The 25232-nt window shown below is 68.6% G+C and carries 21 protein-coding genes; 10 read left to right on the top strand and 11 right to left on the bottom strand.

The genetic code is table 11. From position 1 onward, the window contains the following. Position 1: 1 nt before the first annotated feature. Positions 2-577 carry a GNAT family N-acetyltransferase gene (locus AB0H36_RS26465; protein WP_360528767.1) on the bottom strand — a complete coding sequence of 192 codons (576 nt, stop codon included), beginning with the start codon at positions 575-577 and terminating at the stop codon, positions 2-4. A 213-nt stretch (positions 578-790) separates the two neighbouring features. Next, on the bottom strand, positions 791-1930 hold the full coding sequence (locus AB0H36_RS26460) for a mandelate racemase/muconate lactonizing enzyme family protein (protein WP_360528764.1): 1140 nt from the start codon (positions 1928-1930) through the stop codon (positions 791-793). A gap of 166 nt (positions 1931-2096) precedes the next feature. Here AB0H36_RS26460 and AB0H36_RS26455 point away from each other — a divergent pair, with 166 nt between their 5' ends. The 7 genes from AB0H36_RS26455 to AB0H36_RS26425 all read left to right on the top strand — a co-directional run bounded on the left by AB0H36_RS26455 (position 2097) and on the right by AB0H36_RS26425 (position 11880). Next, a complete protein-coding gene (locus tag AB0H36_RS26455) occupies positions 2097-3077 on the top strand; it encodes a LacI family DNA-binding transcriptional regulator (protein WP_360528761.1) in 981 nt (326 codons plus the stop codon). Between the two features lie 106 nt (positions 3078-3183). Continuing rightward, positions 3184-4575, top strand: a complete 1392-nt coding sequence (locus AB0H36_RS26450) for an extracellular solute-binding protein (RefSeq protein WP_360528758.1) — start codon at positions 3184-3186, stop codon at positions 4573-4575. Continuing rightward, the gene (locus tag AB0H36_RS26445) at positions 4572-5513 is read left to right on the top strand and encodes a sugar ABC transporter permease (RefSeq protein WP_360528755.1); all 942 of its coding nucleotides are present in this window, start codon (positions 4572-4574) and stop codon (positions 5511-5513) included. Before AB0H36_RS26450 ends, AB0H36_RS26445 begins: the two co-directional genes overlap by 4 nt. Beyond that, positions 5510-6376: a carbohydrate ABC transporter permease gene (locus AB0H36_RS26440; RefSeq protein WP_360528752.1), complete on the top strand. Its 867-nt coding sequence runs from the start codon at positions 5510-5512 to the stop codon at positions 6374-6376. Before AB0H36_RS26445 ends, AB0H36_RS26440 begins: the two co-directional genes overlap by 4 nt. Positions 6377-6382: 6 nt before the next feature. Next, positions 6383-9580, top strand: a complete 3198-nt coding sequence (locus AB0H36_RS26435) for a hypothetical protein (protein ID WP_360528749.1) — start codon at positions 6383-6385, stop codon at positions 9578-9580. 54 nt (positions 9581-9634) lie between these two features. Next, on the top strand, positions 9635-11041 hold the full coding sequence (locus AB0H36_RS26430) for a hypothetical protein (RefSeq protein WP_360528746.1): 1407 nt from the start codon (positions 9635-9637) through the stop codon (positions 11039-11041). After that, positions 11038-11880: an NAD(P)-dependent oxidoreductase gene (locus tag AB0H36_RS26425; protein WP_360528743.1), complete on the top strand. Its 843-nt coding sequence runs from the start codon at positions 11038-11040 to the stop codon at positions 11878-11880. Before AB0H36_RS26430 ends, AB0H36_RS26425 begins: the two co-directional genes overlap by 4 nt. Here the strand turns inward: AB0H36_RS26425 and AB0H36_RS26420 are convergent. The 3 genes from AB0H36_RS26420 to AB0H36_RS26410 all read right to left on the bottom strand — a co-directional run bounded on the left by AB0H36_RS26420 (position 11849) and on the right by AB0H36_RS26410 (position 15482). Next, positions 11849-12085, bottom strand: coding sequence for a hypothetical protein (locus AB0H36_RS26420; protein ID WP_360528740.1), 237 nt, complete (start codon positions 12083-12085; stop codon positions 11849-11851). The genes AB0H36_RS26425 and AB0H36_RS26420 overlap by 32 nt on opposite strands. Positions 12086-12208: 123 nt before the next feature. Next, positions 12209-13717, bottom strand: coding sequence for a sulfatase (locus AB0H36_RS26415; RefSeq protein WP_360528737.1), 1509 nt, complete (start codon positions 13715-13717; stop codon positions 12209-12211). A 4-nt stretch (positions 13718-13721) separates the two neighbouring features. Beyond that, on the bottom strand, positions 13722-15482 hold the full coding sequence (locus AB0H36_RS26410) for a sulfatase (RefSeq protein ID WP_360528734.1): 1761 nt from the start codon (positions 15480-15482) through the stop codon (positions 13722-13724). 101 nt (positions 15483-15583) lie between these two features. Here AB0H36_RS26410 and AB0H36_RS26405 point away from each other — a divergent pair, with 101 nt between their 5' ends. Both AB0H36_RS26405 and AB0H36_RS26400 read left to right on the top strand, forming a co-directional pair. After that, positions 15584-16504: a transposase gene (locus AB0H36_RS26405; protein ID WP_360528731.1), complete on the top strand. Its 921-nt coding sequence runs from the start codon at positions 15584-15586 to the stop codon at positions 16502-16504. 3 nt (positions 16505-16507) lie between these two features. Then, on the top strand, positions 16508-16780 hold the full coding sequence (locus AB0H36_RS26400) for a transposase (RefSeq protein WP_360528728.1): 273 nt from the start codon (positions 16508-16510) through the stop codon (positions 16778-16780). A 37-nt stretch (positions 16781-16817) separates the two neighbouring features. Here AB0H36_RS26400 and AB0H36_RS26395 read toward each other — a convergent pair whose 3' ends face one another. Genes AB0H36_RS26395 through AB0H36_RS26370 form a run of 6 tightly spaced genes read right to left on the bottom strand, consistent with a single transcriptional unit; the run spans position 16818 to position 24003 of the window. Then, entirely contained in the window at positions 16818-17648 is an 831-nt protein-coding gene (locus AB0H36_RS26395; protein WP_360528725.1) for an ATP-binding cassette domain-containing protein, read from the bottom strand. After that, positions 17641-19332, bottom strand: a complete 1692-nt coding sequence (locus AB0H36_RS26390; protein WP_360528722.1) for a dipeptide/oligopeptide/nickel ABC transporter permease/ATP-binding protein — start codon at positions 19330-19332, stop codon at positions 17641-17643. The genes AB0H36_RS26395 and AB0H36_RS26390 overlap by 8 nt, the downstream gene beginning before the upstream one ends. Beyond that, complete coding sequence (locus AB0H36_RS26385; RefSeq protein ID WP_360528719.1) at positions 19329-20270, bottom strand: ABC transporter permease; 942 nt, start codon at positions 20268-20270, stop codon at positions 19329-19331. The genes AB0H36_RS26390 and AB0H36_RS26385 overlap by 4 nt, the downstream gene beginning before the upstream one ends. A 4-nt stretch (positions 20271-20274) precedes the next feature. Further along, positions 20275-21792, bottom strand: a complete 1518-nt coding sequence (locus AB0H36_RS26380; protein WP_360528716.1) for an ABC transporter substrate-binding protein — start codon at positions 21790-21792, stop codon at positions 20275-20277. Between the two features lie 10 nt (positions 21793-21802). Then, positions 21803-23377 (bottom strand): sulfatase, encoded by a 1575-nt coding sequence (locus AB0H36_RS26375; RefSeq protein WP_360528713.1) that lies wholly within the window; start codon positions 23375-23377, stop codon positions 21803-21805. A 38-nt stretch (positions 23378-23415) separates the two neighbouring features. Then, complete coding sequence (locus AB0H36_RS26370; RefSeq protein ID WP_360528710.1) at positions 23416-24003, bottom strand: PadR family transcriptional regulator; 588 nt, start codon at positions 24001-24003, stop codon at positions 23416-23418. 146 nt (positions 24004-24149) lie between these two features. On the opposite strand from AB0H36_RS26370, the gene AB0H36_RS26365 reads away from it, so the two are divergent. Continuing rightward, a complete protein-coding gene (locus AB0H36_RS26365) occupies positions 24150-25175 on the top strand; it encodes an acetylxylan esterase (RefSeq protein ID WP_360528707.1) in 1026 nt (341 codons plus the stop codon). The last annotated feature ends 57 nt before the right edge of the window (positions 25176-25232 follow it).

Raw genomic sequence — 25232 nt, 5'->3', positions numbered from 1 at the left:
TCTACGGGCGGAGGTCGAGTCGCATCAGGATTCGGGGGTGACCGGCGAGTACTGAAGTGGTGTCGGCGGCCTTGGTGAAGCCGGCGCGTTCGAAGTTCTTGCGGATCCCGGCGTACGCCATGGTGAGGTCGACCTTGGCGTCGCCGTTGTCCAGCGGGTACGCCTCGACCGCCGGCGCACCGTGCTCGCGCGCGAACTCGACCCCACCGGCGATCAGCGAGTGCGTGATGCCCTGCTTGCGATGACCGGGACGGACTCTGATGCACCACAGCGACCACACCGGCAGGTCGTCGACGTGCGGGATCTTGCGGTTGCGGGCGAACGACGTCTCCGACCGCGGTGCGACTGCAGCCCAGCCGACCGGCTCGTCGCCGTCGTACGCGAGGACACCGGGCGCGAGCTCGGCGCGGCACAGCTCGGCGACGTACTCACCACGAGCCGGTCCGCGCAGCTCGTTGTTGAGCTTGGACGGGATCCGGTAGCTCAGACACCAGCAGACGTTGGAGTTCGGCGACTTCGGACCGAGCACGGCCCGCACATCCTCGAACACCGACGCCGGACGAACTTCGATGGCCATGAGTCCACCATGTCAGAGGTGCCGGCGGAGACCGCCGTGGGACTCGCTGGTCGGCCAGCCGTCGCAGAAGCAGTAGGGCAGTCCCACCGCCGATCTGCGCCTTGCGCCGCGGCGGTGTCGCCTTGCGCGGACGAACGACAGTCCCCTGCCCCGCCATCCCACCTCCGGAAGTCTTGATCTCAGGAACGCTATCCATCCGGTGGTGGGTCAGTGCTACCAGTTCGTGAAGGATCCGTCGGGCTTGCGCAACTGGGGGAGTTCCCGGGACTCGGCGCGGTAGGCGCGGGCGCGTTCGCGGTCGATGTCGACGCCGAGTCCGGGCAGGTCGGAGAGCAGCACCCGGCCGGGAACGACGGTCGGACGAGCCGTGAACAAGGCGGCCAGCTCCGGCGCGGGCTCCGACTGGTGCTCCTGGATCGCCGCGCTCGGGCTGGCGAGGTTGAGCTGCAGCGACGAGGCCGCGGTCACCGGACCGAGCGGGTTGTGGGTGGCGAGCTTGACGTAGTGGGTCTCGCAGCCGGCCGCGATCTTCCACGCCTCGGTCAGACCGCCGGCGATGGCCACGTCGACCCGCGCGTAGTCGATCAGCTCGGCCTCGATCAACCGGGCGAACTCCCACTTCGACGCGAACTGCTCACCAGCAGCCAGCGGTACGCCGGTCCGCGCCCGCAGCATGCGATACGTCTCCGGATGCTCCGCCCGGATCGCGTCCTCGACGAAGTACGGCCGGGCCGACTCGATCTCGCGGCACAACGTCAGCGCCTCCGGCGGGTCGAGCCGGGTGTGCACGTCGAGGATGAGCTCGACGTCGTCACCGACCACCTCACGCACCTGGTGGAACAACTCGATCCCGAGCCGGAGCGTACGGCGTTCGTCGAGCACGTCATCGTCGTGCGGCACGGAGAACCGCAGGTGCCGCCAGCCCTCGGCGACGAGCGTGCGGCAGCGGTCGAGGAAGCGGGGACGGTCGTTCATCCCGTCGCCGACGTGCACGTAGCAGGGCACGTGGTCGCGCACCGGTCCGCCGAGCAGCTGGTGCACGGGGACGCCGAGCGCCTTGCCGCGAATGTCCCACAACGCGACGTCGAGGGCGGCGATCGCGGACGCGAGGATGCGGTCGGCAGGGTAGAAGCCGCTGCGGAACATCACCTGCCACAGATGCTCGGTCCGCAGCGGGTCCTCACCGGTGATCAGCTCACCCAAGTGGTCGAGACCGCCTGCGACCGCACGCTGCCGGGAGCGAACACCTACCTCGCCGATGCCGTGGATGCCCTCGTCGGTGTCGACGACGACGAGCATCATCGCGTCGCCGCGGTCGGGGAGGGTGAGAACTTCCCAGCCGGTGATCTTCATCGCGCCTCACTGTTTCAGAAACATTGCGGGACAGCGCCATCATTCATCCCAACCGGTGCTCGGCGCAAGAGAGGGATGGACGCAAAATAGTGCGAATCGTGCTGTTGACATGTTTCGGGATCGATTGCAAACATGTTGCAACCGAGTGACAGGAGAGGTGGTCCGGATGGCAGTGACGGTCAGGGACGTGGCGAAGGCGGCCGGGGTGTCGCCGTCGACCGTCTCGCGGGTGTTCACCGCCCCGGAGCAGGTGCAGGCCGCGACCCGGGACAAGGTGCAGGAGGCGGCCGGCCGGCTCGGCTACCGGCCGGATCCCGCGGCCCGGACGCTGCGCAGCGGGCGGACGGAGTCGCTGGGACTGGTGATCCCGGACATCGCCAACCCGTTCTTCCCGCCGATCGTCAAGGCGATGCAGACCAGGGCGCGCACGCACGGCCACACGCTGCTGGTCGCGGACTGCGACGAGCGGGAGGCCGACGAGCTCGAGACCATCGAGGCGATCGTCAAGAAGGTCGACGGTCTGGTGCTCTGGGCATCGACCTTGTCCGACGGCAGGCTGCGGGAGCTGGCCGCGGAGATCCCGCTCGTGCTGGTGAACCGGCACGTGCCCGGCGTCCCGGAGCTGCACGTCTCCCTCACCCCCGGTGTCACGCAGGCCGCCGAGCACCTGCGGGCGCTCGGCCACACCAGCTGCGTCTTCGTCAACTGCTCGCGGCCGGAACACCTGCGGGGCAAGTCGATAAGAGAAACCTTCGACGCGCAGGGCCTGGCGCTGGTCGAGCTCGGGCCGTACGAACCACGGTTCGAGACCGGGCTGCACGCGGCGACCCTGGCGATCGCGAACGGCGCCACCGCGATCCTCGCGCACAACGATCTGGTCGCGGTCGGCGTCCTGCACGGCCTGGCCGGCGCCGGTGTCGACGTACCGGGGGAGGTGAGCGTGATCGGGATCGACGACACACTGCTCGCCGGCCTGTCGATCCCCGCGCTGACCACGATCCGGATCTCGCCGCAGACGGTGGCCACCCATGCCACCGACCTGATCGTCGAGGCGATCGGCGGCGCCGCCACCGGTCAGCAGTTGGTCGAGGTCGGCTCGCGCCTCATCCCGCGCGCATCGACCGGGCCCGCCCCGCAGCGCGCCTGACGACTCACCACATCCCACACCGGCGCCGGCTCGCCCCACGGCGCGCAACTCTCATCCACGGCGACGGGCCGGCGGCTCGTCGTACGCACTCCCCTGGAGAACAGACATGGCTACATCGACGCGTGCCCGAATCCTGGTGGTGGGCGCGGCGGCAGCGCTCGCGCTGACCGGCTGCTCGGGGCTCGCCCCCAGCAAGAGCGACGACGGCGGGGGGACCGGATCCGCGATCGTACTGCGGGTGCAGGGCATGCCGGCCGCCACCGACAAGGCCGCGCTGGAGCAGTTCAACCGGCTGGCCGACGACTTCGAGGCGAAGAACCCGGGGATCACGATCGAGGGCACCGAGAACCGCTGGGACCCGCTGACGTTCTCCGCGAAGCTGGCCGGCAAGACCATCGAGGACGTCATCCAGGTCCCGCTGACCGAGCCGCAGGGGCTGATCGCGCGCAAGCACGTGCAACCGATCACCGGCTCGCTGAAGGCCTGGAACCACTACACCGAGTTCAACCCGCAGGTCCTGCAGCCGCTGAGTGACAGCGCGGGGGAGGTGTACGGCGTCCCGCTGGCACCCTTCGCCCAAGGGCTGGTCTACAACCGGGCGCTGTTCACCAAGGCCGGCCTCGACCCGGACAAGCCGCCGGCCAGCTGGGACGAGGTCCGCGAGTACGCCAGGCAGATCAGCGCGAAGACCGGCAAGGCCGGCTTCGTGCACGAGGCGAAGGGCAACACCGGCGGTTGGCAGCTGACCATGCTGACCTACACGCACGGCGGCTCGATGGAGACCGAGCAGGGCGGCAAGTTCGTTGCCGGGTTCAACAGTGACGCGACGAAGAAGTCGCTCGAGCTGCTCAAGGCGATGCGCTGGACCGACAACTCGATGGGCCAGAACCAGCTGATGGACCAGGACGACGTGGTCAAGCAGTTCGCGGCCGGCCAGATCGGCATGTTCATGGGCACCCCGGGCACCTACCGGCTCGCCAAGATGAAGTTCGGCATGAAGAACACCGCGGACTACGGCATCACCGCACTCCCGCAGGCCGGTGGCAACGCGACGCTCGGTGGGGCCGAGGTCTTCATGGTCCCGGCGTCGGTCTCGAAGGAGAAGGCCGAGGCCGCCGCGAAGTGGTTGCTGTTCGCCAACGCCGAGCCGCAGTACGACCCGCAGGTCGCGGCCGAGCGGGCGAAGGCACTCGCCAAGGATCCGGAGGCCGCGGTCGGCGTGCCGACGCTGCCGATGTTCAGCATCGAGCAGCAGCAGAAGATCGACGCCGCGATCAAGCCGCACGTGAACGTGGAGCTCGAGCACTTCAAGCCCTGGCTCGACGGCACACCGAAGCTCGAGCTGCGCCCTGAGCCGCCGGTGGCTGCGCAGAAGCTCTACACGATTCTCGACCCGCTGGTGCAGTCCGTGCTGACGAAGCAGGACGCCGATATCGCGGCCCTGCTGGCCAAGGCCGAGGCCGACGCGAACAAGATGCTCGCGACGGAGCAGAAGTGACCGCAGTCCTAGCGCCTCCGCCACAGCGGGACGCCGTCGCCGTCCAACCGGCGCCGGCGTCCCGCAGGCGGGCGGCGATTCGCCGCGAGCTCCTCGGCCTGGTCTTCCTCACGCCGGCCCTGGTGGTCTTCGGCCTGTTCTCCTGGTGGCCGATCCTGCGCGGCCTGCTGATCTCGTTCCAGCACACCAACCTGGTCGATCCGGCCGTCTGGGTCGGCCTGGAGAACTTCCAGGCCGTCCTGACCGACCCGCTGGTCGGTACGGCGGTGTGGAACACCCTGCTGTTCGTCGCACTCGGCCTGGTCATCGGCTTCCCTGCGCCGATCCTCCTGGCCGCCTTGATGTCCACGGTACGGCGGGGCGCCGCGGCGTACCGGGTCCTGGTCTACCTCCCGGTGGTCGTGCCGCCGGTCGTCGCGATCCTGCTGTGGAAGTGGTTCTACGACCCGGGCAGCGGCCTGTTCAACCAGGCGCTCGGCCTGATCGGCCTCGGCCCGTACCTGTGGTTGCAGTCGCCGCAGACGGCGATGCTGAGTTTGGTGCTGGAAGCAACCTGGGCCGGCATGGGCGGCGCCGCGCTGATCTACCTGGCCGCGATGACTGGCATCCCGGCCGAGCTGTACGAAGCGGCCGAGAGCGACGGCGCCGGGATCTGGCGGCGGATCTGGCACGTGATGCTGCCGCAGCTGCGGCCGGTGATCGGGCTGCTCCTGCTACTGCAGCTGATCGGCACGATCCAGGTGTTCACCGAGCCCTACATCTTCACCCAGGGCGGTCCGGACAACGCGACCCTGACCATCCTGCTGCTGATCTTCCGCTACGGCTTCCAGGACGGTGAGTACGGGCAGGCCGCCGCGCTGTCCGTCGTCCTCGCGATCGTCCTGGCGGCACTGTCCGCGGTCTACCTGCGGTTGACGAGAAGCTGGAGCCCGAAGTGAGTGAGCAACCGACGACGTTTGCCTCCAGCAATGACCTGCGCCGGCCGCCGGTGGCGTTCGCGCTCCGGTCCGCGCAGGTGCTGACCCTGATCGTGCTCGTGGTGATCGGCATCGGCCCGCTGTACTGGACGATCAAGGGCGCAGTCTCGCCACCGGCCGAGCTGGTCGCGCACCCGCTGCGGTTGTGGCCGATCGAGCCGGACTTCGGCAACTTCGCCACCGCGTTCACCGAGCTCAGGGTCGGACGGTACCTGTGGAACACGGTGCAGGTGGTGTTCGGTTCGTGGTTCGTGCAGCTGTTCGTGGCGATGACCGCGGGCTTCGCGTTCGCGGTGATCCGGCCGCGGATCGGCCGCTACGTCTACGCGGCGATCCTCGCCACGATGTTCGTCCCGTACACGGTGTCGCTGGTCAGCCTGTTCCTCACGGTCCTGGAGGTGAACCTGCTCGACACCTACTGGGCGATCTGGCTGCCGGCCGGGGCCAACGCGTTCAACGTGCTGCTCGCGACGCGCTTCTTCGAGGCGCTGCCCCAGGAGTTGTACGACGCCGCCAAGGTCGACGGCGCGAGCACCTGGCAACTGCTGACCCGGATCGTGCTGCCGATGAGCCGGCCGGTGATCGCGGTGATCAGCCTGCTGGCGATCATGCACTCCTGGAAGGAGTTCATCTGGCCGCTGGTGGTGATCTCCGATCCCACCCTGCAGCCGATCAGCGTCGCGCTGGTGAACCTCGTCGACGCCGCTCCGCTCGACGAACTGATCGCCGCGATGGCGATGGCCCTCGCGCCGCCTGTCCTCGTCTTCCTCGTCCTGCAGCGCTACGTCGTCGCGGGCCTCGGCTTCACCGGTGTGAAGGGGTGATCGGCCATGGACACACCGATCCGCAGGCGGGTCGTGCTCGGCGGGACAGTGGCCGCGACGGTCTCCGGTGCGACCGCGATTCCCGCGTACGGCGCCGACGTACAGATCACTGATGCGGCGGGGACTGTCAGCCTGGTCGCCGTACCTGACGCCGCCGGGGTCCCGGGGTATGTGAAGGTGCTCGACGGTGGCGGCATCCACCGGTTCGACCTGACCACGTTCGAGTACGCCTACGGGTCGGGTGAGACCAAGGTCGTCCAGCGGACCACCGGGATCGCGTCGATCACGCCGGACGGACCGCAGCAGTTCACGATACGGTACAACGCGCCGATCGGCGAGGTGGTCGGGACGTTCGCGGTGGGGCTACGCAAGGCACGGGTGCGCTGGGACGTCACCGGGGTCGCGAACCTTCGCGTGGACAGCTTCCGGTTCGCCCGGACCGTGATCGGGTCCGGCGTCGAGGCGTACGACCCGGTCGCGTTGTGGAATCGCGACCGAGATCCGACCACCGGAGCATTGCGCGGCGGCATCCCGTTCGAGACCACGAACGGCGTCGGCTACTCGTACACGTGGTCGGACAACCGGGCGTTCGTCCGGGTCCCGCAGAGCACGAAGGGATTCAGCAACGGCGGCTACCTGCACGCGGTCGGGACGGCGATCAACAGCTCCAGCGGGTACGTCGAGAGCAACCTCGTGCTCGGGGTGATGCGGCCGCACTCGGCCGGTGTGATCGCCCGCGACGGCGACCTCGGCATCGACCTGTGGACCGACCAGCCCTTCAACCTGTGGACCACCGGCGGGGCCAAGACCGTCAACCTCCAAGTGGTCAATGCGGGCTTGACCGCACGGACGGTCCGGGTCGACTGGACGGTCCGGACCTGGAACAACATCAGCACCACCGGGACGGCCAGTGGCACAGTCGGCGCCCGCGCGGTCTGGAACACGTCCTTCCAGATCACCCTCGGCAGTCGTGACGTCCGCTTCGTCGAGGCAGTGGTGTACGACGCGACCGCGCCGGCCACCGAGGTCGCGTTCGCGCGCACCAACCTCGCGGTGCTGTCCGCGTACACCTACGGGGACGGGGACGCGAGCATGTTCGGGATGGCGAACTTCGCGTATCTCGAGCGGCCGTCGAGCGGCGCCGTACTCGACCTGATGCAGCTGATCGGGATGCGCTGGGTCCGGACGGCGTACCGGAACTACAACAACTTCGGCGCTTCACCCGGTCCGACCGTCGACGCGCTGGACGCGGAGGGTTTCGCGCACAACCTGCAGTTGGCAGGCGAGCTTCCGTGGGATGGCGGCGGCGCGAGTTGGGCCGACGACATGGTCGGTCGCGCGATGTACTCGGGCGCCCAGTACTACGAGTGCGGCAACGAGCTGAACCTCACCGCAGCGGACCGGACCCCCGCGGAGTACGTCGACAACGTCCTGGTGCCGTTGCGTGCGGCAATGACCGCGAAGGGCGCCGCCTTCAAGGTGATGCACTGCGGGCTGGCCGGATTCCCCGAGCAGTGGGTCGCCGACTTCGGCGCCGCCGATGGCTGGCAGCACGTCGGCGTACTTGCGTACCACCCGGGACGCGGCAACTACGTGGCCGACTACGACCCGCCCCAGCCGTGGTCGAACGAGACCCGCTGGAACTTCCTCGGCACCCTCCGAAAGGCCAAGGCAACCGCCGTTGCCAACGACAACAAGGAGCTCTGGCTCACCGAGGCGTACGCCGTGACGCGGCCGAACCGCTGGTGGTCCGACACCTACCGGCACGCGGCCGAGAACGTCCTGCTCCAACTCGCCCTGGCCAAGGCGTACGGCGTCCGCGGCGTCACCTGGTACACGTTGAACGACTCGATCCAGTTCCAGCCGATGGAGGCCGACCCGGATGACCCGGAGTACCACCACGGCCTGCTGAACCGCGACCTCAGCCCGAAGCCATCGCTGCTCGCGTTCGCGACCGTCGCGCGCTGGCTCGACCAGTCCACCTGGCTCGGCTGGGCCGAGCTGGCCGATCCACAGCTGTTCGGCCTCGTCTTTCGACGGGCCCGGCGGCAAGGTGAACATCCTGTGGTCCCGCAAGGACGGCTACCTGATCAACACCGACCCGGCCCGCCGGATCCCCAGCAGCACCGAGTACTACCGCACTCCCGAACCGTGGGAGGACCAGTGGCCGACGAAGACCGGCGCGACACTGCCGACGCCGGCCGCGACCACCACCGTGCGCGAGCTGAACTGCCTCGGCATGGACGTCGCCACCCATCAGGCGAGCAACTCGCAGGTGACCGTCACGCTCGACGGCGCCCCGCGGATCTTCATCGGCCTCGCCCTGCCCCTGCAGACCACCGGAGGAACGCCATGACAGAACACGTATCGAAGCCGTCCCGCCGTACCTTCGTGGCCGGATCGCTCGCCGCCGCCGGAGTGGCCGGCGGCTTGCTGCCGACGAGCACCGCCCGAGCGGCGACGGCGTACACCCTCAGCGCCGACGGGATCTCGGTCGTCGCCCAGACCGACGGGACCGTCGTGGTCAGCGACGGCGCCGGCACCGAGCGGATCCGGATCGCGCACTTCCAGGTGAAGGACACCGTGCTCGGCGGCCAGCGGACGTTCGGCGGCACGCCGTCGCTGGTCACGCTCGCGGACGGCCGGCAGGCGATCCGGGTCAACTACCGGATGGGCGCCGCGGCGAACGGGATCACCGTCACCGGGACCTTCGACGTCACTGCCCATCGCCTGCACCTGCGCTGGGACGCGACCAGCTCGAACACGATGTACCTCAACTCGCAGTTCACCCGGACCGTGGTGAACGCAAGCGGGCCGGAGCGCCCGACCGCGATGACCCGGTGGAACCGCGACGCGGGAGGCGGTGTGCCGTACGAGACGAACGACGGCATCGTCTACGCCTCGACCTGGCCGGACCTCACCGCCTACTTCCGCCTCGAGTCGAGTCGCCCGGCCTGGACGACGCCTTCCTGGATGCACATCGTCGGCACGTACGACGCGTTCGGCGTGCTCGTGCACGAAGCCGACCTCGTGCTCGGCCAGATGCGGCCGGCCGCCGCCAACGCCGCCGCCGTCGCCCGCCCGGTCGGCGTCGACATCTGGACCGACCAGCCGTTCAACCTGTACGACGTCGGCGCGGTGATGCCCGTCCACGCGCAGGTCGTGAACGGTGGCAAGACCGCGGCGTCGATCCAGCTGACCTAGTTCGCCCGCGACTTCGACGGCCGGAAGCTCGCAGGCGGGTCCACCACGCTCACGTTGGCGGCGGGGGAGAGCACCGACCGGACGCTCGACGTGCCCGCGCTCAAGGAGCAGGGCATCGCCTTCGTCGAGGTGAAGGCGTCGACCGGTGGCGCCGAGGCCTTCGCGCGGACGACGGTCGCGACGCTGCCGCCGTACGACTATCAAGGCGGTGGCATCTTCGGAATCGCGAACTATCCCTGGCTGCTGCAGCCGAGCAAGGAGGACGTCGCCGCGTTGATGCAGCGGATCGGCGTCGCCTCGGTGCGGATCGCCTACAACGGCGCGCCCGGGATCGCGCCGGACGAGCTGCGGGCGATGGGCATCATGACGAACATCCAGCACGGCGACGTGGTCTTCAACTCGACGCCGGAGCAGGCCAAGGCGTGGGCCGCCGAGCTGGTCGACGTCGTGGTCGACGCCGGCGCGCGCTACTTCGAGGTGGACAACGAGCGGAACCAGCCGTGGATGTCGGGGCTGTACGCCGACAAGTACATTCGCGACGGTCTGCGGCCGGTGGTCGAGCGGCTGGCCGAGGTCGGGTACGACGTGAAGGTGATGAACAACGGCCTCGGCGGGATGGACGTCAACTGGACGGACAACTTCCACGCCGCCGGCGGCTGGGACCTGATCGACGTGTTCGCGTTCCATCCCGGCCGCGGCAACTTCACCCCGGACTACGCGCCGACGCCGGACGAGTGGGTGACCGGTGACAACGGCAGCTACTGGAACTTCCTCGGCTCGGTCCGCGAGGCCAAGCGCCGGATCACCGAGTACGGCGGCAACAAGGAGCTGTGGCTGACCGAGGCCTACGCCTGCACGCGGCCCAACTACTGGTGGAACGACACCATGCGCCAGGCCGCCGAGAACGTGCTGCTGACGATGGCGCTCTGCAAGGCCGAGGGTGTCGACGGCGTGAACTGGTACCAGTTGCACGACAGCACCATCCACCACCCGCAGGAGGCGGTGCCGAGCAACACCGAGTACCACTTCGGACTGACGAACCGCGACCTGTCGGCCAAGCCGTCGCTGCTCGCCTTCGCCACCGGGACTCGGCTGCTCGAAGAGGCCGAGTTCGTCCGCTGGCTGGACTTCTCCCAGGTCGACCGGAACCTCAAGGGCCTGCTGTTCGAGACGGCGGACGGCCCGGTGTCGATCCTGTGGAGCCGCAAGGACGGCTACCTGCTGAACGCCGACCACGCGCCGAACCAGCCGTACTACGCGCACCCGGAGGCCTGGCAGGACGACTGGCCGAGCAAGACGACGCTCGTCGTGCCGCGCGACCGGATCACCGAGACCGACTGCATCGGCCGGCAACGAGTGCTGGACGGCAAGCACGGCCAGGTGACCTTCCGGGTCGACGGCGCGCCCCGGATCTACCACGGTCTGTCGGCCCGCCCGGAGCAGTTGGTGCGCTGCGGATGAAACGAGTGCTCGTCACCGGGGCAGCCGGCCGGATCGGGAGTGCGGTGGTCACGGAGCTGCTCGGCCGAGGCGTCGAGGTGACAGCTCTGGTGCTCCCGGGTACGGCGGCTCCGGTGCCGGGACTGCGGGTGGTCGAGGGTGATGCGTGCGATCCGGTGAGTTGCCGGGCGGCGCTGGCGGGCGCGGATGGCGTCGTACATCTTGCTGCGCTGCCGGCGCCGCACCGGGGGACGCCGTACGAGGTGTTCGGGGGGAACACGCTGGCGACGTTCACCTTGCTGGAGGAGGCGGGGGTTGCCGGGGTGCGGAACGCTGTGCTGGCGAGCAGCTACGCCGCGAACGGGTTGCCGTTCGCCACGCAGCCGCGGAGTCCTGCCTACGTGCCGGTCGACGAGCACCTGCCGAGCCACGTCGAGGATCCGTACGCGCTGTCGAAGCAGACCGACGAGCTGACGGCGGCGATGATGGCGCGCCGGCACGGCATGAACGTGATCGCGCTGCGGTACCCGTTCGTGGGCGGTCTCGAGGATCGGCTGCTGCCTCGGGCACGGCAGCTCGAAGCGGATCCGGGCGCGGGAGCTGCCGACCTGTGGTCCTACCTGGACACGCGGGATGCCGCGCGGGCCGCCGTACTAGCGCTTGAGGCCCGCGGGACGCACGTCTTCCACGTCGCGGCTCCGCGGACGCTGGCGCCGTACCCGACCCTGGAGTTGCTTCGCCGCTTTCACCCGGACGCCGAGATCCGTGCCGACCTGCCCGGCCGGACGACTCCGCTCGACCTGACCGCGGCCGAACGGGTGCTGGGATTCAGCGCAGCATATGAGCTAACGCCGGGGTGACGTAGTTGTTGATCTCGGTGATCGTCCCGTCGGTGTCCCGGATGATGTGCGGCAACGCGTTCCACCGAGCCACTTCGAACCCGACCGTGATCAAGTGCTCACGCGCGGGCCCCGACGCGAACGGATCAGGACAGTCGGCCCGACGCGTGTGCCACGCCCCGTCCCGGTAGTAGGTCTCGACAGCCGCCTCAACATGTCTTGGCATCCACAACTCCACGTCACAGGAACAGTTCCCCCCGCCCCCAGCCCCACCCCGCACCCCTGCGACATGTCGAGTCCCATGATTGAACCATCCCTCCGCCCGACCCGACCAGGGCCGAAAGTCCCTTCAGGCGTCGGAGTGGAGGGTTTTGGTGTAGGCGGCTACTGCTTGGAGGGACTTTTCGTCGGCCCACGACCAGGTGGGGCGGGGGGTGGCTGGGCCTTTGTAGGGGGTGTCTGCGTAATGCTGTTGGAGTTCGGCCAGGCGGTTGGTGAGGGTGGTGCGGATTTCGGTGTACGACGGGTCGTCGGCGACGTTGGTGAGTTCTTCGGGGTCGGTGCGGAGGTCGTAGAGCTCCCACTCGGGGTCGAACTGGCGGTCCGAGGAGCCGGGGACGCCCAGGCCGGCGCCGTAGTAGTGGATGAGCTTGAAGTCCTTCGTGCGTACGCCGTAGTGCGCCGGCGCGTGGTGGATCGGGTCGTCGTGCTCCCAGTAGCGGTAGTAGACGGCGTCCGGCCAGTCGTCGACCTTGTCGCCGCGGAGCACAGGCAGGAAGCTGCGGCCCTGCGAGGTCGGGAGCACCTCGGCGGCGTCCAGGCTGGCCATGTCGAGGAAGGTGGCGGCGAAGTCGACGTTGGTGACCATCGCGTCGCAGCTGCTGCCCGCGGGGATCGTGGCCGGCCAGCGGATCAGCATCGGCATCTGCAGCGACTCGTCGAACATCAGTCGTTTGTCGAACCACCCGTGGTCGCCGAGGAAGAACCCCTGGTCCGACGTGTAGACGACCACCGTGTCCTCGGCCAGCCCCTCGGCCTCCAGGGTGTCGAGCAACCGCCCGACGTTGTCGTCGATCGACTGGACACACTGCAGGTAGTCGCGCAGGTAGCGCTGGTACTTCCATCGCATCCGCTCGACGCGGTTTTGCGGCCCACGCAGCTCCGAAGGCAGCTCCTCGCCGAGCTCGTCCGCGCCGAGGTCGTCGGCGACGGACATCCGGACGCCCCGGACGGCCCGGCTCCGGGTGCTGTGGTCGTCGAACAACGTGCTCGGCTCCGCGATCGACCCGATCGGGTACAGCTCCTTGTGCTTCTCGTCCGGCACCCAGGGCCGGTGCGGCGCCTTGTGGTGCACGAGCAGCAGGAACGGCCGGTCCGGGTCGCGGTCCCGGATCCAGTCGATGCTCTGGTCGGTGACGATGTCGGTCGCGTACCCGGGCACGGTCTCGGGACCGTCCGGCCCGATCATCAGCGGGTCGACGTAGTCGCCCTGGCCGGGGAAGACCTTCCACGCGTCGAAGTGCCGCGGCGCCGCCTCGGCCCGCTCACCCAGGTGCCACTTGCCGAACAGCGCGGTCTGGTACCCGGCGTCGTGCAGCACCTGGGCGAAGGTCGGGACCCGGTAGTCGATCTCGGTGAAGATCGAGGCGACCCCGTTCACGTGGCTGTAGGTGCCGGTCAGGATCGACGCCCGCGACGGCGAGCAGATCGAGTTGGTGCAGTACGTCGCATCCATCCGGACCCCCTGAGCGGCCAGGCGGTCCAGGTGCGGAGTCTGGTTGACCTTGCTCCCGTACGCCGAGATGGCGTGCGCAGCATGGTCGTCGGACATGACGAAGACGATGTTGGGTGACGGCATTACCTCACCCCATCCTGTTTTCGGTCGACGACGCAAGGTCCGCGTCGATCTTCAGCATCAGCTCAGGGCTGATTCCCGGGTGTCCGGCGAGTGCTTCCAGCAGCGTGGCGGCCGGGTTGAAGCGACCCATTCCGCGCAGACCGGCGAGTACGTCGTCGGGCAGAGCGTCCCGGTGGTCGGTCAGCACGTCTCGCACTGTGAGCGTCCTGATCGGCGCGTCCGCCGGCAGTTCATCGCGCCGTACGGCGGGCTGCAAAGCGCGCTGTGCCTGCTGCCATTGCCGCTTGACCAGGAGATGCTCGGGCTGCACCGGACCCTCTTCCGGCAGCCCGAGCCGGACGAATTGCTCCGGCGGCGCGTCGTTGCGACGCATCTCGTCGACCAGCAGACCGGCCATCCGCTGCTCGAGGTCGTCGTCGGCGAGCGGAGTCCGTTGCTGCGGGTCGTGTTCCAGGTCGAACAACAGCGATCCGTGCCACCACGGATTCCCGAGCGCCTGAGAGGGCACCCGCAGGAGCGGCGCTCCCTTCGTGAAACCGAAGCCGGCGACCAGTGAAGCGTCGTGCAGTTCCTGCGGCGTGAACCGGGCCCGCATGTGGGTGGGCATCAACGTGTAGTCGTAGAGCGGCGTGTTCGTCGGATCGGCGCACGCCCGCATGTAGACGTAGCGCCCGTCGGTCACGTTGACATGCCCGCCGTGCGCGCCGAACAGCGCGGCCTCACGCATCTCATTACCGCGGAGGCTGAGTCCTTGCATGTCGGGCGGCCTCTCAACATCGAAGTAGTCGAGAAGCGTCGGTCCGAGGTCGATCGTCTGCACCAGCGCATCCCGGCGTACCCCTGCAGCTGCCGCATCCGGATCCCAGACGAACAAGGGCGTGTGGATCGTCTCGTCGAACCAGGGCTGCACGCTCTTGCCCCACCACCCGCGCTCGCCGAGCAGGAAGCCGTGGTCGGTGCAGACGATCAGCATGGTGTCGTCCCAGAGCGAGTGCTCGTCGAACACGTCCAGCACCCGTCCGAGCGACCGGTCGCACATCGCGAGCAGCGCGAGGTACTCACCCCGAGCCCGCTCGACCTCGCCCGGGGCCTCGATCACCCGCCGGTACGACGGCCAGTCGAACACCGGCGCCTCGGTGTCGATCCCTTGCAACCGCCGGTACTCGTCGTAGCTGAAGAACGGCTCATGCGGGTCGAAGGTCTCGATCTGCACGAACCAGCGGTCCTCGGCGAGATTCGTCCGGATGAACTCGATCCCCGCGTCGAAGGTCAGCGTCTGGCTGTGCTGAGACTCGTCGGTCAGGTACTGCCGGTTGATCCAGTCCTGCCGGCTGAGGAAGTTGCTGCCGTTCAGCGTCGGCGGCGGCTCGGGGTCCCGGACGTGCCCCTTCCACCGGTCACCTTCCTGCCCGCGGAAGAACTCGTACGTCGAGAACCGGTTGTGGTAGGTCGCGCCACCGTCTTCCCAGTAGTGCTGGTGATCGGTCGCCAGGTGGGTGTAGACGCCGTGCTGCCGCAGGAGCTCCGGCGTCGAGTCGTCGTACGGCTCCAGCGGTCCCCAGGACCGGTGCAGGAAGTTGTACCGGCCGGTGTGCAACTCCCGCCGCGCAGGCATGCACGGCATGCTGCCCGCGTAGCAGTTGTCGTAGGTGACACTGCGCTCGGCCAGTCGGCTGAAGTTCGGTGCGTGCACGCCCTCGGCCCCGTACGGCGGCAGCATCCGCCGGTTGAGCGAGTCGTACATGACCATCACCGCACGTCTCATCGAAATCGCCGCGGAACACCCGTCATGTGGCTGGTGAGGACCCACAACTGCCTCCCCTCGGAGATCGGGGAGTGTCGGTCCCGCATGATTGGGTAGGTGGTGTGTCCCGGTTCCGGCTGTATCCGACTCCCGTACAGCACGCTGCGTTGCTGAAGCAGTGCGAGCATGCCCGGTACGTGTGGAACCTGGCGCTTGAACAGTGGTCGTTGTGGACCCGGGACAAACGCGCGACGCCTGGGTACGGCGACCAAGCGCGGCAACTTACCGACGCACGGGCGGCGTTCGCCTGGTTGCGCGCCGGTTCGCAGACCGTGCAGCAGCAGGCGTTGCGGGACTTCGACCGCGCCGCCAAGAGCTTCTACACCGGCACCCACCGGCGGCCGACCTGGCGCAGAGCCGGCGTGCACGAGGGGTTCCGCATCGTCGGTGGCCAGGCAACCCGAGTAGTCAAGTTGAACCGCAAGTGGGCTGCGGTCAACGTGCCCAAGGTTGGCTGGGTACGGTTCCGGCTGTCCCGTGCCGTCCCCGAGGCGAGGTCGTACCGGGTAACCTGTGATCGGTCGAGTCGCTGGCACATCGCGTTCGCCGCGATCCCCGTGCCAATACCCGCACCCGGCAGGGGCGAGGTCGTCGGCGTCGATCGCGGCGTCGCCGTCTCCGCGGCCCTGTCCACCGGTGAGCTCCTGATCTGCCCTGGACTGTCGCAGACCGAACATGCACGCCTGAAGCACTTGCAACGTCGCCTGGCTAGGCGCCGTCGCGGCTCCAACCGGCGCCGACGCGTCAAGGCCGCGATCGCCAAGCTGTACGCCCGCGCCGTCGACCGCCGCAAGGACTGGGTGGAAACGACCAGCACCGGCCTCGCCCGCCGCTTCGACCTCATCCGGGTGGAGGACCTGCGGGTTGCGCGGCTGACCAGGCGCCCGAAAGCCAAACCCGACCCCCAACAGCCAGACAGGTACTTGCCGAACCATCGCCGTGCCAAGGCTGGGCTCAACCGTGGCATTTTGGCCAATGGCTAGGGATTGCTGGTCCAGCGCTTGGAGCACAAGGCGCCGGGCCGGGTCGAGAAGGTCAACCCTGCGTACACGTCGCAGACCTGCAGCGCCTGTGGGCACTGCGCGCCGGAGAGCCGCGAGAGCCAAGCGGTGTTCCGGTGCGTTGCCTGCGGGCATCGGGCGCACGCGGACGTGAACGCGGCAGTCAACATCGCGGCCGGACGGGCCGTCAGAGCACGCAGAGAGACGCCCGTACGGGTCTCGCCGAAGCGTGAACCTCAACACACTACCTCCGTGTAGTTGGTTGGAATCCCCGTCCTTCACGACGGGGAGGACGTCAAGCGACCGCCTCGTTCGCGAGCAGTTCGCGGCGTTCCTGGCGGCGGGCGGCCTGGCGGTCCGGGTCGGGGATGGGGGCCGCCATCAGGAGGCGTTGGGTGTACGGGTGCTCGGGCCGGTCGGTGACGTCGACGGCGTCGCCGTACTCGACGATGTCGCCGCGGTACAGGACCGCGACCCGATGGCTGATGTGGCGGACGACCGCGAGGTCGTGGGAGATGAAGAGGTAGGCCACGCCGGTCTCCTCCTGGATCGAGATGAACAGGTCGAGCACGCGCGCCTGCGTGGACAGGTCCAGCGCGGACACGGGCTCGTCGCAGACGATGAGTTTCGGTTCGAGCGCGAGCGCCCGGGCGATGGCGATCCGTTGCCGCTGGCCACCGGAGAACTCGCGCGGCAGCCGGTGTACGGCGTCCTGCGGCAGACCGACCTGGTCGAGCAGGGTACGCACGCGGGTCGAGGCCGTCGCGCGATCGCTCGACCGGCGGGCGACCAGCGGCTCGACCAGGATGTCCTCCACCGTCATCGACGGGTTGAGCGAGCTGTACGGGTCCTGGAACACGACCTGGATGTCGTCGCTCAGCCGGCGGCGCTCCCGCCGCGGCATCCCGACCAGCTCCCGGCCCTCGAACCGGATCGAGCCGGAGCTGACCCCGACCAGGCCGAGGACGGCGCGGCCGATCGTGGTCTTGCCGGAACCGGACTCACCGACCAGCCCGAGCGTTTCGTGCGGCCGGATCTCGAACGAGACCTCGTGCAAGGCCCGGAACCCCTTCTTCCGCCAGCCGTGACCGGCGTACTCGACGACGACGTCCTTCGCCTCAAGCATGGTGCACCTCGATCCTGGCCCGGGGCGCGCTGTCCTCGAGCGTCGAGTCCAGCAGCGTCCTGGTGTACGCGTGGTGTGGGTTCGCGAACAGCGGCCCGACGTCGTCGACCTCGACGATCCGCCCGTCCTGCATCACCGCCACCCGGTCGCAGATGTCCGCGACCACGCCGAAGTTGTGCGTCACCAGCAGCATCGCCATCCCGAACTCGGTCTGCAGGTCCCGCAGCAGGTCGAGGACGTCCGCCTGGACGGTGACGTCGAGCGCGGTCGTCGGCTCGTCGGCGATCAGCAGGTCCGGCTTGCCGGACACCGCCCCGGCGATCAGCACGCGCTGCGCCATGCCACCGGAGATCTCGTGCGGATAGGCCGCAAAGGTACGGCGTGGCTCGGGGATGCCGACGCGTTCGAGCAGGTTCAGCGCTTCCGCGGTCGCGGCCGCCTTCGTCAGCCCGGAGACCTTGCGCAGCGGCTCGACCAGTTGTTCGCCGACCTGGAAGCACGGGTCGAGGTTCGACATCGGCTCCTGCGGGATGTACCCGATCCGCCGGCCACGCAGTGCTCGCCGCTGGGCGTCCGGGAGCCGGGAGAGCTCGGTGCCGTCGAACCGGATGCTGCTGCTTCCGAGCAGGGTCCCGCCGGGTGCCAGCAGGCCGAGGATCGCGAACGCCGTCTGCGTCTTGCCGGAACCGGACTCGCCCACGAGACCCATGACCTCGCCACGCCGTACGTCGAGGTCCACGCCGTGCACGACCTCGCGGTAGCCGTCGCCACTCGGGTAGCCGACCGTCAGGTTCGTGACGCTCAGCAGGGCATCGGTAGACCGTGTTTCAGGGGCCGCCAGGGCCGGTAGCCGTGGCGCCTTGGGTGGCCGGTCGGTGCGCTGGATGACGTCCCGGATCGCGTTGCCCAGCAGCACCAGCGACGCCACCGTCAACGCGATCGTTGCTCCCGGCCACCAGATGGCGATCGGCGAGTTGTAAATGTTGGTGAACGCGTCCTGCAGCATGCCGCCCCAGGTCGGCGTCCCGGGGTCGCCGAGGCCGAGGAACTCCAGCCCGGACTGGACGACGATCGCGATGCCGGCCACCACCGAGGCCTGGATGACGACCGGTGCCCGGACGACGAGCAGGATGTGCCGGCCGATGATCCGCGGGTCGCTCAGTCCCGAGACCCGGGCGGCGTCGACGTACAACTCGTGCTTGACCCCCATCACCTGACCGCGCACCAGCCGGTAGAAGCCGGGGGACAGCATCACGCCGAACGTGACCATGGACAGGTAGATCGACGAGCCGAGCGCCTGGAACAGGGCCAGCAGGACGATCATCGTCGGCAGTGCCATCAGCAGGTTCGCGCCCCAGCCGAGGACGCCGTCGAGGAAGCCGCCGTAGTAGCCGCTGAGCAAGCCCGACACCACGCCGAGTACGAGCGCGACCGACAGCGCGATCAGCGCACCGGCCAGGGTGTTCTGGCCGGCGTGCAGCAGTCGGCTGAAGATGTCACGACCGGCGCCGTCACCGCCCAGCAGGTAGCCGCCGCCGGGTCCCGCGTTGATCTTGTCCAGGCGCAGCGACGACGGGCTGTTGGGCGCGATCAGCGGGGCCAGCAGGCTGGCGACCACGATCACTGTCAGGATCACGAGCGCCGCAACGGCCAGCGGATTGCGGAAGACCTTGCGAACAATCATTGGACACGCACCTTGGGGTTGACCCAGCCGCTGACGATGTCGATGACCAGGTTGACGACGACGACCAGGACGACCAGCGTCACGACCACACCCATCAGCACCGGTACGTCGCCTTGCAGCGCAGCGTTGATGGTGAGCGTGCCGAGTCCGGGGATCGCGAACACCTTCTCGATCACCACCGCACCACCCAGCAGGGCGATGAACTGCAGCGACAACACAGTCAGCGCGGGCGAGGCGGCGTTGCGCAGCGCATGCCGGAACAGCACCGACCGCGGGCTGATGCCCCGGGCCCGCAACGTGCGGATGAAGTCCTGACGCAGTACGTCGATCACGGCGCCCCGGACCTGTTGTGCGGCCGACGCGGTGCTCCCGATCACCAGGGACGCCACCGGCAGCACGAGGGCCAAGGCCCAGCCGCTGGGTGACTCCGAGAGCCGCACGTAGCCGGTCGCCGGCAGGACGCCGAGGGTGACCGAGAGGAACACGACCAGGACCAGCGCGACCCAGAAGTTCGGGAGTGCGAAGCCCAGCACGCTGAGGACCTGGATGACCCGGTCCAGCCAGCCGCCCCGGACCGCCGCGGCGACTCCCAGACCGACGCTGATCAGCGCGGTCAGCGCCACGGCCAGGACGACCATGGACAACGTGACCGGGAGGCGGTTGGCGATCGCCTGGGCCACTGGCTCGTTGGTGAACCACGAGATGCCCAGGTCACCGCGAGCCGCGTGTTCGGCCCAGGCGCCGAACTGTGCGAGCAACGGTTTGTCCAGCCCGAGCTCGGCGTTCTTGGCCGCGAGTTGCTCGGCGGTGGCGTTCTCGCCGAGCAGGTTCCGGGCGACGTTCCCGGTGGCCGAGAAGGCGAGCAGGAACGTGATGGTCGCGATCATGGCGACCAGTACGGCGCAGCTGACCAGCCGGCGTCCGGCGAAGGAGAGCATCGGGTCACTCCTTCGGCCCGAAGGCGCTGACCGGCGGCGCCACGTTGTACGCCTGCATGTCGACGGCGGTCCGGGCATCGCTCAGGTAGACGCTGTTCTCCCGGTACCACGGTGCGAACCAGGCGTTGTCCACCAGCCACTTGCTGACCGCCTTCATCGCCGCCGGCAGCTCGGCCTCGGACGCCGTCTGCGCGGTGGCCAGCAGCTTGTCGAGCTCCGGGTCGCCGGCCTTGAGCGGGTTCCACGGAGACTTCCGGGTGACCGCTTTCTGGATGTCCTGCCAGGCCGACTGGCTGCCCAGCGTCATGAACGCGACCGGGTACTTGCCGGACAGGATTGCCGGAATGATCGCGTTGGCCGGGGTCTTGACCCACTTCACCGTGATGCCTACCGCCGCGAGCTGCTGCCCGATAATCGCGTTGTACTGCGCGAATCCCGCGGACTCCGGCATCGTGATGGTGAAGCCTCCTGCATAGCCGGCGTCGGCCAGGAGCTGCTTGGCCTTCGGCACGTCGTACGTGTACTGCCCGTCGAGCGACTTGTCGTAGCCGTCGCCGGCGGCGTTGAAGATCTGGGTGGTGAGCGAGCCCTCGCCGTGCGAGACGTTCTTCAGGATCGCCTCCCGGTCGAACGCCAGGTTGATCGCCTGGCGGACCCGGAGGTCCTTCAGCGCCGGGACCAACTTGCCGTCGCGGTCCATCAGCAGCAGGCCGACCCAATTCACCGGTGTGGTGTTGACGGTCAGGCCGCTGCGCTTGGCGTCGGCGAGCGAGTTGGTGTCGGTGATGGTCGCGTTGACCTGACCGGCCTTGAGCGCGTTCAGCCGTGCGGTCAGGTCGTTCATCGGCTTGATGACGACCTTGTCGTACGGGAAGGCGGCCGCATTCGAGTAGCCCGGGTTCCGCGTGTAGGTGTAGGTGCTGCCGGCAACGGTCCCGGCCTTGTCCAGCACGTACGGGCCGCTGCCGACCGGCGCGGTCGCGACGGCCGCCGCCGTCAGCGACCTGGGGCTGGCCATCACCCCGCCGACGCTGGCCAGGTAGTCGATCAGGCCGGGATCAGGTGACTTGAGCTTCAGGTTGAGCTCGGTCGGGCTGACGATCTGGTACGAGCCGATCGACCGGGTCATGTAGGAGTTCTGCCCGGTCCCGGCGGCGAGGTTGGCCATGTTCGCCTTGACCGCGGCGGCGTCGAACGGCGTGCCGTCGGTGAACTTCACGCCGCTCTTCAGCTTCAGGTTCAGGTTGGTCCGGCTCGCGTCGTACTTCCACGCGGTCGCCAGCGACGGCTGCAGCTTGTTGTCCTTGTCGCGCTTCAGCAGCGTGTCGAAGACCGGCGACCAGTACTGCATCTGGTTGCCGATGTTGAGCTGCGTCGGGTCGAACGAGTTGTTGTCGAGGGCGTTGGCGATGGTCAACGTCTTGGCGGCCGACGAGCTGCCGGCACCGGCGCCGGAGCATGCACCGACACCGGCGACGAGTGCGGCAGCGGCGAGGACCGCGCTGCAGCGGCGGATGAGCATGGTGAGCTCCTTAGCGGGTGGAAGTGGGAATCGGTACGTCGGCACTGGCGTCGAAGCCGATGCGCCAGCCCTTCACCCAGATCGGTTCGGCAGGGGTGAACGGTTCGGTGTACAGGTGCCAGTGGCGACTCTCGTCGTCACTGGACGGATCGGTGGTCCAGCCGACGGTCGCGCCGTCAGTCGGGCAGGTGATCGTGAGCAGCCCGTCGGCTGTCTCGATCACGGGTTCTGCGCAGCGCGGCCGGGGATTCCACGAGGCCAGGAGCTCGCGTTCGGGAAGCTGCCCGAGGTCGCCGACCTTGGCCAGCCAGGCGTCCAGTGCGTCGGACAGTCGCTCGCGGACGTCGTCGTACTCGGGCAGGCCGGCGAGGTTGTGCTGTTCGTGCGGATCGGCCTCGACGTCGTAGAGCTCCTCGGCAGGTTTGCTCGCGGCAACGATCGATCGCTGCAGGTCGGTGAGGACGGACGGCAGCTGCCCGAACGCCAACTGCTGGTGGGCTTCCTGGGCGTGCAACCGGCGCAGCTCGGCCCAGGTGGCCAAGTGGTCCGGGTACTCGCAGTGGCCCATCGGCGACCGGTCCGGATGCAGGTGACGGGTGTAGCGGAAGCGCCGATCGCGGATGGTTCGCGACGTGTCCTCCTGCTCACCCATCCGGTCCCGAGCACTCACCACGTACTCGTCCCGACGCTTCCGAGGTACGCCGTCCGAGCCGAGCAGCACGTCACCATGCAGATGCCCGGGTACGTCGAGCCCGCACATTGCGAGCATGGTTGGCGCAAGGTCCAGCAGAGCAACCGGATCCTTGTAAGCCCCTGGCGACACCTTCCCCGGCCAGCGAACGATCAGCGGTTCGCGGAGTCCGAGCTCGCTCGCCCAGCGCTTGCCGCGCGGCATTCCGAGTCCGTGGTCGCTCCAGAACACCACGATGGTGTCGTCCGCGAGACCGTCCTCTTCGAGCTCCCGCAGGATCGTGCCGACCCAGTGGTCCATCTGGCTGACCAGCTCCAGATACCGCTTCCACGCCGTACGGAAGACCTCGGTGTCCGGGTGATACGGCGGTACGTCGACCTGCTCGACCCGGGTCGCGTCCGGCGTCCGGCGGGCGAACTCGTCATCGGTCAGGTAGAGCTGCGACTCGTGCGTGATCAGCCCGTGGAACGCCATGAAAAACGGCTGGTCCGGGTCCTCGCGGAGCCGCCAGTGCGCGTGGTCGCCGAGCTCGTCGTACACGGGGTCCGGCACGTCGAGCTGGAAATCGGTGAACGCGCTGTTGCCGGTCCAGTAGCCGGCTTCCCGGAAGTACTGCGGGAGCAGCCGGACGTCGGCCGGGGGAGTGGCCCGGGTTCGCATGTGCATCGTGCCGATGGCCGGTGGGAAGCAGCCGGTGACGATGGCGCTGCGCGACGGCCCGCAGACCGGGGCGGCCGCGAACGCGCGGTCGAATCGGATCCCGTCAGCGGCGAGCGTGTCGAGGTACGGCGTGGTCGCCTGCTCGGCGCCGGGCCAGACCCCGGTGTAGCAGCCGAGGTGGGGGTTGATGTCGTGCGTACTGATCCACAGCACGTTCGGCCTGGAAGAAGGCATAGCTGTGCTCCCTGAGGGGCGTGTGAGGTGCCGCTAGGTCAGTCGACGGCGCGCAGGCGCTGCTTGGGCAGCCGGCGCCGGAGCTCGTCGCGAAGCTCGATGCACCAGGCAACGTGGTGGTCCATCGACTGGGCGCCGCGCTGGTGCGCCGCCTCTGCGACCAGTTCGTGAAGCTCGGCGTCGAACGGGATCTCTGGCTCCTGTGGGAGCGTCCGGTCCCGATCGCGGAAGCGCTTGATCTGCAGTTGCCGCGCGTTGATCTCGCGGTCCAGCAGCTCGATGACCTGCTCGACCTGGAGGAAGCCGCTGAACGCCAGCCGCCCGAAGAACCCGGGATCCCGGGACAGCACAGTGGTCGGCGTGTACGGCGTGGTGAGCCAGTCCAGGAAGACCGTGACGCCCTCGTCGGTGACCCGGTAGGTCTTCGCGTCCTGGGCGCCCGGGCGGGGCTCGACGGTGTGCCAGACCCAGCCGCGGTCCTCCATCGCGGCCAGCACCCGGTAGACCTGGCTCATCGTGGTGTTCGGGCGCTGGAAGCGGCCATGGGTGTCCATGTAGCGCTTCAGGTCGTAGCCGGTGCTGGGGCGCGTCAGCAGGACGCCGAGAAGGATGTGCTCGAGCTTCATGGCCGCGCCTCCTGCTGGGGTATGACACAAGTGGAATGCCTCTTGAGGACACCACAAGTGGAATACCCCGTCAAGAGTTCGCGTCCCTGTCCGAGTTCGGACACCTCCGGGACCGCGCCGTCGTGCCTGGCTTAGATTGATCGCTCATGGCCATGTTCGACCTTTCCCTCGACAAGCTCCGCGCGTACCGGCCCGAGGTGGCCGCGCCCGCCGACCTCGCCGACTTCTGGCGCCGATCCATCGAGAAGGCGCGCACCGACGACCTGTCCGCCACCTTCACCGCCGTCGACAACAAGCTCAGCGTCATCGACACCTACGACGTGACGTTCGCCGGTTTCGGCGGCACTCCGATCAAGGGCTGGCTGCACGTGCCGGCCGGCGCGACCGGGCCGCTGCCGACCGTCGTGCAGTACTTCGGGTACTCCGGCGGCCGCGGCTTCCCGCACACCACCAACCTGTGGGCGCAGGCCGGGTACGCGCACTTCGTGATGGACACCCGCGGCCAGGGCTACAGCGGCGGGAACCCGGGCGCCACCCCCGACGACAGCGCGTACGCCGGTCTCAACCACACCCCGGGGTTCATGACCGCGGGTATCACCGACCCGGAGACCTACTACTACCGCCGCGTCTTCGTCGACGCCGTCCGCGCGCTCGAGGCGGCCCGGACGTCGGAGTTCGTGGACCCGGGCCGGATCATCGTCACCGGCGGCAGCCAGGGCGGCGGGATCTCGATCGCGGCCGCCGGGCTGGCCGGCCTGGCCGGGATCGAGGTGCTCGGCTGCGCGCCCGACGTACCGTTCCTGTGCCACTTCGAGCGGGCGCTGCAGATCACCGACAAGGACCCGTACGGCGAGATCACCCGGTACCTGAAGGGGTTCCGGGACCAGGTCGAGACGGCGTACCGGACGCTGAGCTACTTCGACGGCGTCAACCTCGGCCGGCTGGCCACGGCGCCGACGCTGTTCTCGGTCGCGCTGATGGACCCGGTCTGCCCGCCGTCGACGGTGTTCGCGGCCTACAACGCCTACGGCACCGCGTCGGGCGGCGAGCCGGCCAAGGAGATCAAGGTCTACTCCCACAACGAGCACGAGGGCGGCCAGACCTACCAGCAGGACGCCCAGCTCGACTGGTTCGCGGACCTCTTCCGGAAAGACTCATCGCCGGACCGATGAGTTCTGGCCGGCGCTGTCGTTTCACCTGACAACAGCGTCGGTCAGACTGTGACCGAC

The sequence above is a fragment of the Kribbella sp. NPDC050820 genome (genome assembly GCF_040653975.1).
Lineage (GTDB): Bacteria > Actinomycetota > Actinomycetes > Propionibacteriales > Kribbellaceae > Kribbella.
Note: the sequence above shows the minus strand (reverse complement) of the source record. Positions and strands in the feature narration are given on the sequence as shown.

Coding starts and splice junctions, on each gene's coding strand:
- AB0H36_RS26465 (WP_360528767.1), bottom strand. CDS start 577: ATGGCCATCGAAGTTCGTCCGGCGTCGGTGTTCGAGGATGTGCGGGCC.
- AB0H36_RS26420 (WP_360528740.1), bottom strand. CDS start 12,085: ATGCCAAGACATGTTGAGGCGGCTGTCGAGACCTACTACCGGGACGGG.
- AB0H36_RS26450 (WP_360528758.1), top strand. CDS start 3,184: ATGGCTACATCGACGCGTGCCCGAATCCTGGTGGTGGGCGCGGCGGCA.
- AB0H36_RS26365 (WP_360528707.1), top strand. CDS start 24,150: ATGGCCATGTTCGACCTTTCCCTCGACAAGCTCCGCGCGTACCGGCCC.
- AB0H36_RS26385 (WP_360528719.1), bottom strand. CDS start 20,270: ATGCTCTCCTTCGCCGGACGCCGGCTGGTCAGCTGCGCCGTACTGGTC.
- AB0H36_RS26435 (WP_360528749.1), top strand. CDS start 6,383: ATGGACACACCGATCCGCAGGCGGGTCGTGCTCGGCGGGACAGTGGCC.
- AB0H36_RS26380 (WP_360528716.1), bottom strand. CDS start 21,792: ATGCTCATCCGCCGCTGCAGCGCGGTCCTCGCCGCTGCCGCACTCGTC.
- AB0H36_RS26375 (WP_360528713.1), bottom strand. CDS start 23,377: ATGCCTTCTTCCAGGCCGAACGTGCTGTGGATCAGTACGCACGACATC.
- AB0H36_RS26395 (WP_360528725.1), bottom strand. CDS start 17,648: ATGCTTGAGGCGAAGGACGTCGTCGTCGAGTACGCCGGTCACGGCTGG.
- AB0H36_RS26425 (WP_360528743.1), top strand. CDS start 11,038: ATGAAACGAGTGCTCGTCACCGGGGCAGCCGGCCGGATCGGGAGTGCG.
- AB0H36_RS26415 (WP_360528737.1), bottom strand. CDS start 13,717: ATGCCGTCACCCAACATCGTCTTCGTCATGTCCGACGACCATGCTGCG.
- AB0H36_RS26455 (WP_360528761.1), top strand. CDS start 2,097: ATGGCAGTGACGGTCAGGGACGTGGCGAAGGCGGCCGGGGTGTCGCCG.
- AB0H36_RS26390 (WP_360528722.1), bottom strand. CDS start 19,332: ATGATTGTTCGCAAGGTCTTCCGCAATCCGCTGGCCGTTGCGGCGCTC.
- AB0H36_RS26370 (WP_360528710.1), bottom strand. CDS start 24,003: ATGAAGCTCGAGCACATCCTTCTCGGCGTCCTGCTGACGCGCCCCAGC.
- AB0H36_RS26460 (WP_360528764.1), bottom strand. CDS start 1,930: ATGAAGATCACCGGCTGGGAAGTTCTCACCCTCCCCGACCGCGGCGAC.
- AB0H36_RS26410 (WP_360528734.1), bottom strand. CDS start 15,482: ATGAGACGTGCGGTGATGGTCATGTACGACTCGCTCAACCGGCGGATG.